Here is an 11,745-nt window from a genome sequence, read left to right as displayed (position 1 = left end):
ATGCGAGAGAACATGAACGAAAAAATACTAATTGAAGAAAAAGCTAATACGATCAGCGTTCGCTTTATGGATCAGATCCTAGACGGAAATTCGCCCGAACTTAGGGAAACACTGAGCAGTATCTTGGACAAAGATGTGACTGAAGTTTATTTAGATATGGAAAAAGTTGTGATTGTTAGTTCTCTCGGAATTTCAAGACTTCTTTCCTTTAAGAACAAAGCTGATGAGAAAAAAATTACAGTCAAAATCGTGAACATTCAGGAAAAGTTAAAAGAAACTCTGAAAAAATTGATGTTGGACCAATTTTTTGGTCTTTGAAATAATATTCCCCGAACGCCCGCTACATGATAAAGTTTGATTTGGTTTATGCTTCCGGTTTCAAACCGTAAGATGCCAAATCGGCTTCAGTCATAATCTTAACCAATTCTTTGAATTTTACCTTAGGAACCCAGCCTAACTTTTGTTTTGCTTTTTCGGGGTTGCCAATCAGCAATTCCACTTCGGCAGGTCGGTAGTATTTAGGATCGATTTTAACTAAAACTTTGCCGGTTTTTTTATCTTTACCGACTTCTTTGTCTTCTTTTCCTTCCCAGAGCACTTCATAGCCTGCAATTCGGTAAGACTCTTCGATAAATTCACGAACCGTATGCATTTCATTTGTAGCTACAACGTAATCGTCCGGTTTGTCTTGCTGTAACATCATCCACATCATTTGCACATAGTCCGGTGCGTATCCCCAATCGCGTTTGGAATCAATATTTCCCATAGTGATATGAGGCAATTGTCCGGCTTTTACCGCAGCAACACCAAGTGTGACTTTTCTGGTTACAAATGCTTCTCCACGTCTGGGAGATTCATGATTGAATAGAATCCCATTGGAAGCATGAAGCCCATACGCTTCCCTATAATTTACCACCGCCCAATACGCGTATAATTTTGCTACGGCATAAGGAGAACGGGGATAAAACGGGGTTTTTTCGGTTTGAGGGATTTCCTGTACCAAACCGTAAAGCTCGGATGTGGATGCTTGGTAAAATCTGGATTTGATTCCGGTTTGTTTGATTGCATCTAAGATCCGTAAGGTTCCCACCCCGTCTACTTCGGCAGTGTATTCAGGAACTTCAAAAGAAACCTGAACATGCGATTGTGCCGCTAAGTTGTAAATCTCTTCCGGCTGGGTTTTTTCTAAAATTCGGTTTAAGTTGGAGGAATCGGTCATATCCCCGTAATGTAAAATTAAATTGGAATTTCCATGGAGGTGTTCGATACGATTTCGGTTGAATAAACTTGTTCGTCTTACGATTCCATGTACTTGGTATCCTTTTTCCAAGAGAAGTTCCGCCAAGTAAGAGCCATCTTGCCCTGTGATTCCAGTGATCAGTGCTTTTTTCATAGATAATGGGAACAGTCTTTGGAACTAAGTTTTTTGGAAAAGGAAAAATGATTTCTGGTTTACGAGATTTTACCGGCTTAGATTGGAGATGAGGGTCTGAAAACCACTGTCGGAGGTACCACAAAATGGACTTTGAGGGTAAAGCGGATGACCTAAATTTACGACAGGAAAACATGTAATTAATTTGTAATTATCTCGACCGTGGAAATCTCCGGAAAGCGCGGAACGGCCTCCGAAATGCTTAAAAACCAAGATAAATACCTCACACTCCTCACTTTCCTGCTGCTTTATCTTCCTATATCGAAAATCCACTCTCAAACCGGTGAACCTTCCCCTCTTCCTACGAAAGCCGATCCGAAAAAGACGATCGTAGCCAAAGAAGAGAAACTAAATCCTGAAAAACCGGCAAAAGTCCGTATGGCATTTGGAAAAGGTTTGGATTTTGAATCTCCCGACGAAGACGCATCTCTCAATCTCCGTTTGCGCTTTCAGGGAAGATACACCCAAGGAAATTCCACAAACCCGGACGGCGGTCCGACGGAATTGCAACTGAGAAGGGCAAGGATTGCACTACGAGGTTATGTCATGAACAAAGATTGGCAGTATTATATGCAGTTGGGTTTTTCCGACCAAGATATGGAAAAAGACAGGCCGGTCCCTTTGAGGGATGCAGTTCTAACATACGCTAAATATAGGGATTTCAATATATCCGGTGGACAGATGAAAGTTCCCTTCAATCGGGAAAGAGTGATCTCCGACGGCATACAGGAGTTTGTTGATCGAACCATTTCGAACGGGGAATTAAATTTGGATCGGGATGTAGGTATTCAGGCATTTTCCAATAATTTTTTAGGTTTAAATCATTTCGGCTATAATGTGGGAGTATTCGGAGGTGACGGAAGAAATAAAACATCCCGCTCTCCAGGAGTCTTAAGCATCGCCAAACTAACCTATTACCCTTTGGGTTGTTATACGGATGCGGGCGAACCTGATCTGGATTATTCCACAACTCCCAAACTTTCTTTTTCCGTCTTCGGAGCGAAAAATGTAAATTCAAACAGAACACTCTCTACCTTCGGCGATACATATGATTTTGCCCGGTTTACCTACAATCATTCCGGCGCCGAGTTTGTACTGAAGTGGCTGGGATTTTCTCTTTCAGCAGAATACTTGGTTCGTGATGCGGATGCTCCTTATCGGGAAAAGGAAATAGGCAGTCAATTGAAACGGGAATACTCAAGATCCGCCCGCGGAGAAATGATTCAACTTGGATATTTACTGACGCAAAAATTGGGAGTAGCATTTCGTTTTTCAGAATACTATCCTATTGCAAAAACAGATCCGACCCTTACCTACAGCCGAGAAAGAGGAATTGCTTTTTCTTATTATATCCAAGATCATAATTTAAAAATTCAAGCTGACTACTCTCACCAAGACGGTGAAGTGAGTCAAAATTACGGCTCGGAACAATTTCGAATTCAGATGCAAATTTATTTATGATCATAACCAAACAAATATTAAATTTATTTTTCGGCATACAAACAAATCGGAAAAAAATTCTATCCTTAATTTGTATTGTTCTCTCTTTATTGAGTCTGTCCCTTCTTTCCCAGACCAAATTCAAACTTGTTTCTCAATTCCGTATTGAAAACGGATTCGATGATCTGACTTTATGGGAAACCAAAGATGATTTGCCGGTTATCGCAGGAATACAATATCAAACGGGGTTGTTGTATTTTTTAAGTCCCAGAGAACAAGGATTTGTTGGCAATATTGAAGCACATTATTTTTCAGAACCGGAGCTAAAAAAGGAAATTTTAACAGGAAAGGAATCCGCCATTTATTTTCCTTACGGAGGAGATTCTTTTTCTCCCGACTATACTGGTGATTCGTTTGGTGCTAGGTGGATTGGCAAAATCAAACCTTCCCATTCTGAAAAATATAAATTTATCACAAGAACGGACGATGGAGCAAGACTTTGGGTGGATGGAAAACTCATCGTTGATCAGTGGAAAGATATGGGTACCTCCGAATTTTCAGGAGAACTCGTTTTAGTTTCGGGTAAAGAATACAATGTTAAAATGGAATACTATGACAGTGGCGGGGATGCTTATGCGGAGCTCCTTTGGGAGAGCCCATCCTCTTCCAAGTCCACCATCCGAAAGATCGGGTCTTTGGATTACGGGTATTCCTTAATCAATCCATTCGGAACGGAAACAAATTGGGATGCAAATTATTTCAAAGGAAGGGAATTCAAAGAATCTATTTTAAAAAACAAAATCGATCTTTTGAATTTTACATCAAGCACTGAACCGTTTTCAAAAGCAGTACCACTGGAAAATTTTTGCGCAAGGTTTTCTTCCTCTTTGCAAGTTCCCACGAGCGGAGATTATTCCTTTTTTGTTACAAGTGATGACGGAGTTCGTGTTAAAGTTGGTAACCAGATTCTAATTGACCAATGGACTTGGATGGGCCCGACCGAATTTTCAGAAACCACCAAACTAAAAGAAGGTGATATTATACCGATTGAAATTGAATACTTTCAGGGAGGAGGAGGCAAATATTTGAAACTGGAATGGCAAGGACCGGGATTTCAAAGAACTCTGCTGGGAACCAAAGGAAAAAAAGAAAGACCTGCATCGGCCATCTCCCTCCCTCTGTATCCCGGGAAAGTATTTTCTTATGATTTGAATTCGGATAATAAAAAAGATCTGATTTTCACTCATCCAACTTACTCTGGTAAGGTTTCGATCGTGTTTCAAAATCAATTTGGATTTTTAAAAAATCCGAGCGAGTTGAAAGTAGGAAAAGATCCGAGCGACATTCTATTTTTGGATTTGGACACAGATTTGGATATTGATATGATCGTCCGTTCCAAATCGGAATCGCAATTTTATATCCTTTGGAACGAAGGAAATTCATTTCGTACGGAACAGGGTCCAAAATGGAAAGAACCCATTCAAAGTATGAACATACTACCTTCTTATTCAAAGCCCAACCCGAATGAATCTGCATACATTGTAATAGGAGCAAAAAATGACAATTATGCGAAGCTCAAATGGAAAAAACCGAATGTATGGGCCGAGTTTGAACCACTCTCCCCTCCGGAACTGAATGAAATCAAAGAATTGATTTCGAAAGACTCTGTTTTACTATCTTCCGAAAAAAAATGTATTTCATATCAAAAACAGGAAATCTGTTACAACAAAACCAAACAAGAAATTCAAATTTTTGAATAAAGGTTACAAAGAGATTATCTCCTCGATCACCTTCGCCGAACGAGGAGAAAGTGGAAACGGTCTACCGAAAGAATTCGGAAGCGAAGCATCCGGGTCTACTCCAGAGGCATAATGAATGCTTGAAATCAAATCCCGCAGATGGTAGGCATCCTTTGACTTGGAAGGTCTTTCTCCTTTTTCATCGGATTCTCCCAATACAAATCCTTTTTGAAAAGGACCTCCACCGAGAAGACTCGTCCAAACTCTAGGATGGTGGTCCCTTCCGTCCCGACTTCCCACATCGGGTGTTCGTCCGAATTCAGTACTCAAAAAGAATACTGTTTGGGATAGTAAACCGCTAGTTGCCAAATCTTCAATTAATGCCGAAATTCCCTGATCCGTCTCACTCATGATTTTTGCAATTTGCACCTTGTTATTGTTATGTGTATCCCAGCCGCCGACGGAAATTTGAATAAAAGGAACTTCTTTTTCGGCCAGCCTTTTCGCCATGAGCAAAGCCTTGCCTTGCCAGCTTGTACCATAACGTGCCTTAGTTGCCTCAGATTCTTTGGTAAGATCAAAACTGGCAAGTCGGGAAGAATTTCTAAATTCATCTGCGGCTTTTACCATCTCGGACCAAAGTTTCAATTGAGGAGAATTGTTTCTAAGCCCAAATTCGGAATTTATCATTTCTAAAATATCTTTTCTTCGAACCAGCCTTTCGTCTTTGTACTTTCCATAGGATGGAACCAAATGATTTACAGGATTATCCAAATTGCCGATATGAAATCCCGCATAGGGAACACCTAAAAAACCGGAATTTCCAATGCGTCCGCTACGACTTCCCATTGTAACATAGGAAGGAAAATAAGGACCTTTTTCATTTCTCTTCTTGGAATAAGCAAACACCGATCCGAAATGAGGAATATCGGGAAAACCCATTCCCTCCGGCATCCGATAACCTGTGTTTAACAGGTATTGTCCGAATCCATGATCACCGTCTTCGCTCCAAGTACTCCTAACAACACCTAGGTGCTTTAATTGTTTTGCCGTTTTCGCAAACGGTTCCAATAAGCTGATTCCCGAAATGGTAGATGCCACTTTGGAAAAGGCACTATTGGCTTTCGGATCCAAAGTATCCACATGACTCATACCGCCTTCCATATTGATGAATATGATGGACTTGACTGGAGAACTATGAGTGAATTCTTCCTGGTCGGTATCCTCGGCGTCTTTTGAAAACAGGGAATGTGCCGGTAAGGAAGCTATAAAAGCACCGGCAAGAATTCCCATACTTTTTTTTAGAAACAATTTCCTTTCGTATGAACTCATATTAGTTGACATGCAGAAACTCCTGACTATTCAAAATCGCCCAGGAAAGATCCTGCAATATCTCCCGGTCGTACACATTGTCCGGCTTGGTTAATTTTTTTATCAATATGTCCTGTTCCAATTTATAGATATGCCTTCCGAGAAGAGTAAAATAAATATGATCCATCGTTTTTGCCATGGATTTGGTTTCGTCGAATTTTTTCTTGGGGAAAGAATCATTTCCTCCGAAATCCCAAATGATCTTTCCGGTAACCCGTCCGTTTAGTAAAGTTAATACCTGTTCAATTGTGATTTCCGAAAAATCATCGTCAATGTCCGTTCTGGAACCTGATCCGAATACTGCTAAAAAACTATGATAGGGTGCAGGCCGTTCCACTTCGATGGCAGTTGCGATATCTTTGGGTTGATCTTTCGGAGTACGAACCGTACCCATTCCCGATAGATCGATGGATTCCAAATTTCCCAAATCATCCAAAGGAATGATTTTTCTTTCCCAAATTCCGCTGAGAGACAATGTATTCGATGCCTTGATCAAAGAATTTAACAATTGATCCGGGTTCAATCGTTGGGATGCAAAATAACGGACCGAATCCTCGGGATCGGGATCATTGGGTACAGGATAAGAACGTGCGTAAGCATCGGAGGAAACAATATATAAAATCAAATCTTTGATTCTATATTCCTGTTTTACGAAAACCTGATCCAAATGATTCAATATTTCTTCGCCTTGTAATTTTGTATCCGCATTCCAATCGTCTAACGGAGTAAAGAAGCTCCATCCCATTAGTTCAGTCCAAATACGATTGATGATTACTTTTCGAAAACGATCGTTTTTTTTATCGGTAAGCCAACTCGAAAAAACCTTTCTTCTATCATCACCCGGCTTTAATTTTGGTTCCGTCCCGTCCAAAAATTTAGGCCGAACCAAATCTCCTCCAGGAGCATCATCCGTATGAGGAAAACGCAAACCCAGTTTCGGTTGGGTGTAAAGAGTGACATACTTGAGTTCATGTTTTTTCTGATATGACTTTCTCTCCTCTTCCGACCACTTGTTCCAATTTTCCCGATACCATTCATTGTTTTTATCTTGAAGGTTTTTTAAATCGGCTGTAGGCAAATGTTCTTCCAATTCCCTGGGAACATAAGCTACATCCTGACCTTTGAATTTATCCGCGTCAAAAGACCAATCCTGGACAAACTGTTGACTGAAAAATGCGGCCACTGCATAATAATCCCTTCTGGTAAAATCTTTGATAAAGGGATGATCATGGCATCTCGCACATCCTACCCGTTTAGCATAGAATAGGCGTCCAACATACTCGGCGACTTGCAAAGGATCGGCATTGTCCCTGATATAAAACCCGGTAGCAGGATTTTCCGCAAGCGTACCTTGCGAATTGATCATCTCCGTAACCAACACATCGTAGGATTTGTTCGAGTGAAGGGAATCCGCCAAATACTTGTAAAATGCTCCTGTAGGCGCCTTTCTTGTTTTCGTTTTGTCTCTGAACAAAGATGCGAACTTCATTCCCCAGTATTCCGCAAACCCAGGATCACGCAAATAATTGATCGAGTAATTTATAGCTCTGGCCTCGGGATCGGAAGCAGCGAAATCACCCAACTCTGCCGGGGAAGGAATAGTTCCTTTCAAATGAAGAGCTAACCTACGCAATATGACAGAATCTTCCGCAAGCTTTATTTTCGGAGATAGTTTTTTATAAAGAGCATCCAACGGATGTGAAGAAGACGAAGCTCTTATTTTTGCAGATACAATGTACGTTATTGAAAATATCAAAACCAATAAGGTTAAAATTTTGGGTAATAAATTCTTTCCATTATTTTTAAAATAGGGCATAGGATGATTCTACCTATCAAGAGAGAGACGGGAAATAAAATATTTTTCTTGCAAAACATTATTTTTGCATCATAAAGCATTGGCGATGGCTGAAGAAAAAATTTATGAGATGCTTTGGGATTGCGAGTTTTGCAGTTCTAAAAAACTTTTGGGGAAAACACATAGGCATTGCCCTAATTGCGGTGCTACACAAGATCCCGCTCGAAGATATTTTCCTTCGGATTCTGAAAAAGTTGCAGTCCAAGATCATGTATATTTCGGAGCTGATAAGGTTTGTACCTTTTGCAGCACACCCAACGGTGCAAAAGCAGTTTTCTGCGGAAATTGCGGAGGCTCTCTCGAAGGAGCAAAGGATGTTGCACGTCGTGCAGACCAAGGTGTTGGTGTTGAAGACAATGTTCAAGCAGCCAAACAAGATCTTGAAAATCAGAAAATTTTAAGCGAAGGTGGAACTCCTCCGCCTGCAAAGGAAGATCTTGCTTTTAAAGATTCAAAGTTCATCAAACCGCATCCTAAAACTCCGAAATGGGTTCTATGGATGTTGGGCAGCATCCTATTCGGAACAATAGGATTTATTTGCGTGGGAGTTCTTTGGACCGAAAGGGTAACCTTGAAAGTTGCCAAACATGAGTGGTCGCGTTCGATCGACATAGAAAGGTTCAAACCTGTTTCGGATTCTTCCTGGTGCGACTCAATGCCGAGTAATGCGTACAGTGTTAGTCGACGTTCCGAAGTACGTAGCCATAGACAGGTTGCCGATGGACAGGAATGCCATACAGTCCGTTCTGATAAGGGAGACGGAACATATTCGGAAAGCGAAAGCTGTTCGACCAAATACAGAAGCGAACCTGTCTATGATAGTAGATGTTATTATACTATAGACAAATGGGCATTTGAAAGAGCCTCGACTGCAAAAGGAATCGGTGTCACTGAAGACCCTTATTGGCCGAACCCTCAGTACCAGTCCTGTTCCGGTTCTATCGGCTGTGAAAGGTTAGGTGCAAAAAAAGAATCTTATGTAGTTCATTTTGAAGAAGATTCGGGTGAAACCAAAGGAGAAAAACACGATTGCGATCTTGATCAGGCAAAATGGAAACAGTACAATCCTAAAACATTATACCAGTCGGACAAGAGCGTCATTTTTAATTATATAACATGCGATTCCATCGTGGAATCGGAATCAATTCAGGAGTACTAAGTTATGGACCAAGCATGGTTACAATCAACGCTCGAACGTTTCCAATCGGAAGAAGGACCCGTTCGTAAATTTTTAAAAGAGACTTCCCTATTCGCGGAAGCATTTGCCAATCAGGAATTCGATAAAACAAACGAATTGGTTAGAAAAGAAATCACAGGTAAACTTTCCAGCTTCAAAGAATCTTTTCGCAAACTGGAAGAGGCTTTTGTAGTAAAGGCGCAAATCCAAAACATCGGTAAAACAACACCTGCTCTGAATACCTTAGAACGGGTGTTAATGAAAATTTCATCCGCAGGTTTCGGATTGAACGGATTGGGAAGCGGATTCAAGGCAACCACTGCTGAATTGGAATCTTTATTAAAACATGATTTTGGAATTTTGGAAAAATTAGGACAATTGGAATTGGACGTTACGCAGAAACTTTCCACATGGTTTTCCGAAAACCCCGAATCGGCGATTCAAAATGTAGTTACTTCCATCGAAGGAATCGAAAAAGAATTCGAAGCAAGAAACAACATTTTTCTAAAGAAATAATACCAACTAATAAGGAAAATAACATGGCATTGATAGATAGGATAAAATTTGAAGGAAAACCAAATGAAATCGTTTGGAAATACCCCTCGGATGAAATCAGTACTGCGGGACAATTGATCGTAGACGAAGGATTGGAAGCGGTATTTTTTAAAGAAGGAAAGGCGCTCGATACATTCGGCTCCGGAACACATACTTTAAAAACAGGGAATATACCTATACTTGAAGCTTTGGTCAATCTTCCTTTCGGAGGAAAAACTCCATTCACAGCAGAAGTATATTATATTAACAAAGGTATTTTTGCAATGAAATGGGGAACAAACACCCCCATTCCTTTGGAAGACCCGAAGTATAAAATCGTTTTAAACATACGGGCATTTGGAGACTACAAATTCAGGATCAAGGATTCCAAACCTTTTTTAATCAATGTGGTCAAAGCCGGGAATCGAACTACAAACGAAGCAATTGATGAATTCCTAAAGCCGAATATCGTTCGTAGCATCGGTGATTTTATTTCGGAAGTCATTTTAAACAACAACACTTCCGTTGTGGAGATCAATAAGTACCGGGATGAAAGTTCCACAGCGGGACGAGTAAAACTTTCTCCCGAATTCGAAAAATACGGAATCGAACTTACGGAATTCAACGTATCTTCCGTCAATTTTGATCAACAAGATCCGAATTATCAAAGAATTCAAAAAATCATTACAGACAAATTCGAAATTGACATGTTAGGTGATAAATATCAGCAGAAAAAAATGTTCGATATCGGTCAGGCTTCTGCGGAAAATCAAGGCCAGGCTGGCGGTGCAATGGGCGCTGGTATGGGAATGGGCATGGGGATGAATATGGGCCAGATGATGGGAAATATGATGAACCAAAACTCGCAAAACCAAGGTCAGTCAGCTCCGGCAGCAAACGATCCTGCTGTCCGAATTGCAAAGTTAAAAGGTTTATTGGATCAGGGGCTGATTTCTGCCGAGGAATTTGAAACCAAAAAGAAGGAAATCCTTTCATCAATATGATTACATTCGGTCTTTTGGTAGTGGCGATCCTGCCCGGATTTGTAATAGTCCAACGCTACTATTCAAAAGACCATCTGTTATTATTTGGAACGAAAATGGAAGAGGGGCGCGGAGGCAGGGGCAAAAAACTTTGAGTTGTTTACGGATAAAATCCAAAACAGGAATGAAAGATCGATTAAGATAAACTTGTCATCTCTTCGGGCCATTTATTTCGAATTTCCAAAATCTCAGGCATCACCTTGATAAAAAGTTCGGTCAATTCCGGATCAAAATGAGTTCCGGATTCCTTTCGTAAAAAGCCAATAGCATCCGGAATTTCCCAGGCCTTTTTATATGGTCGAACCGTTGTTAAAGCATCAAATACATCGGCTACTGCAATGATTCTTCCCTCTAGCGGGATTTTTTCTCCCTTTAAACAGTAAGGGTAACCCGTTCCGTCGAATTTTTCGTGGTGAGTGAGTGCAATCGTTCTAGCAAGTTTAAGAATACTTGATTTATGATCTCCGATAATCTCTGCACCGATTTCAGGATGTTTTTTCATAACTTCCCATTCTTCCGGAGAAAGCCTTCCCGGTTTTTGAATGATATTATCGGGAATGCCTATTTTTCCCACATCGTGCATGGGAGCGGCGTTTAATATATCTTCGGCGGCCTCTGCCGTATAACCAAATGCTAACGCAAGAACCTGTGAATAATGACTCATACGGATGACGTGCATTCCTGTTTCATTGTCTTTATATTCCGACGCCATTCCCAATCTTTGGACAATTTGCAGACGGGTCGCTTTCACTTCATTGATATCCACAAGCGATAAATGAGTCCTAACTCTTGCTTTTACAATCGGTGGACTGACCGGCTTGGTAATATAATCCACTGCGCCTAAATTAAATCCGATTTCTTCGTCTTCTACTTCCGACATGGCAGTCACGAAGATAATAGGAATTGATTTGGTAACAAGTTTTGATTTTAAAGTTTTGCAAACTTCATGACCTGTCAAATCAGGCATCATCACATCAAGCAAGATAAGATCGGGCTCTTCCTGAAGAGCCAGCTCAATCGCCCTGGCTCCGTCTTTTGCAAACAATAATTCATATTCATCTTGAAGAATTTGTTTTAATACCTGTAAGTTGGCAGGTTCATCATCGACAATTAATACTTTCGGAACGGAATGATTCTGCGATTTTTCTTTCATT

The 11,745-nt window shown here is 40.6% G+C and carries 10 protein-coding genes; 6 read left to right on the top strand and 4 right to left on the bottom strand.

The features are described 5' to 3' along the window. The first annotated feature begins 12 nt into the window (after positions 1-12). Positions 13-318 carry an STAS domain-containing protein gene (locus EHS11_RS07965; protein WP_135763846.1) on the top strand — a complete coding sequence of 102 codons (306 nt, stop codon included), beginning with the start codon at positions 13-15 and terminating at the stop codon, positions 316-318. A 46-nt stretch (positions 319-364) separates the two neighbouring features. On the opposite strand, the gene gmd is transcribed toward EHS11_RS07965, so the two are convergent. Then, positions 365-1,393, bottom strand: coding sequence for a GDP-mannose 4,6-dehydratase (gmd, locus tag EHS11_RS07960; RefSeq protein ID WP_135763845.1), 1,029 nt, complete (start codon positions 1,391-1,393; stop codon positions 365-367). A 237-nt stretch (positions 1,394-1,630) separates the two neighbouring features. Between gmd and EHS11_RS07955 the strand changes: the two genes are divergently transcribed. Then, positions 1,631-2,893, top strand: coding sequence for a porin (locus EHS11_RS07955; protein ID WP_135763844.1), 1,263 nt, complete (start codon positions 1,631-1,633; stop codon positions 2,891-2,893). Beyond that, positions 2,890-4,632 carry a PA14 domain-containing protein gene (locus EHS11_RS07950; protein ID WP_135763843.1) on the top strand — a complete coding sequence of 581 codons (1,743 nt, stop codon included), beginning with the start codon at positions 2,890-2,892 and terminating at the stop codon, positions 4,630-4,632. Before EHS11_RS07955 ends, EHS11_RS07950 begins: the two co-directional genes overlap by 4 nt. Before the next feature lie 3 nt (positions 4,633-4,635). Here EHS11_RS07950 and EHS11_RS07945 read toward each other — a convergent pair whose 3' ends face one another. Continuing rightward, positions 4,636-5,955 carry a DUF1501 domain-containing protein gene (locus EHS11_RS07945; protein WP_246047677.1) on the bottom strand — a complete coding sequence of 440 codons (1,320 nt, stop codon included), beginning with the start codon at positions 5,953-5,955 and terminating at the stop codon, positions 4,636-4,638. Next, on the bottom strand, positions 5,945-7,738 hold the full coding sequence (locus EHS11_RS07940) for a DUF1553 domain-containing protein (protein ID WP_342775424.1): 1,794 nt from the start codon (positions 7,736-7,738) through the stop codon (positions 5,945-5,947). Before EHS11_RS07940 ends, EHS11_RS07945 begins: the two co-directional genes overlap by 11 nt. A gap of 145 nt (positions 7,739-7,883) precedes the next feature. Here EHS11_RS07940 and EHS11_RS07935 point away from each other — a divergent pair, with 145 nt between their 5' ends. From EHS11_RS07935 to EHS11_RS07925, 3 genes are read left to right on the top strand one after another with little or no spacing between them, the layout of a single operon-like run. Next, a complete protein-coding gene (locus EHS11_RS07935) occupies positions 7,884-8,996 on the top strand; it encodes a zinc ribbon domain-containing protein (RefSeq protein WP_135763841.1) in 1,113 nt (370 codons plus the stop codon). A 3-nt stretch (positions 8,997-8,999) separates the two neighbouring features. Beyond that, positions 9,000-9,530: an LIMLP_15305 family protein gene (locus EHS11_RS07930; protein WP_135763840.1), complete on the top strand. Its 531-nt coding sequence runs from the start codon at positions 9,000-9,002 to the stop codon at positions 9,528-9,530. Between the two features lie 23 nt (positions 9,531-9,553). Continuing rightward, positions 9,554-10,552 carry an SPFH domain-containing protein gene (locus tag EHS11_RS07925; RefSeq protein WP_135763839.1) on the top strand — a complete coding sequence of 333 codons (999 nt, stop codon included), beginning with the start codon at positions 9,554-9,556 and terminating at the stop codon, positions 10,550-10,552. A 175-nt stretch (positions 10,553-10,727) separates the two neighbouring features. Here EHS11_RS07925 and EHS11_RS07920 read toward each other — a convergent pair whose 3' ends face one another. Then, positions 10,728-11,744, bottom strand: coding sequence for an HD domain-containing phosphohydrolase (locus EHS11_RS07920; protein WP_135763838.1), 1,017 nt, complete (start codon positions 11,742-11,744; stop codon positions 10,728-10,730). Position 11,745: the final 1 nt, after the last annotated feature.

Origin of the sequence: Leptospira ilyithenensis (genome assembly GCF_004771005.1) — a bacterium.
Classification (GTDB): Bacteria; Spirochaetota; Leptospiria; order Leptospirales; family Leptospiraceae; genus Leptospira_A; species Leptospira_A ilyithenensis.
This window is presented reverse-complemented; position numbering and strand designations above follow the sequence as displayed.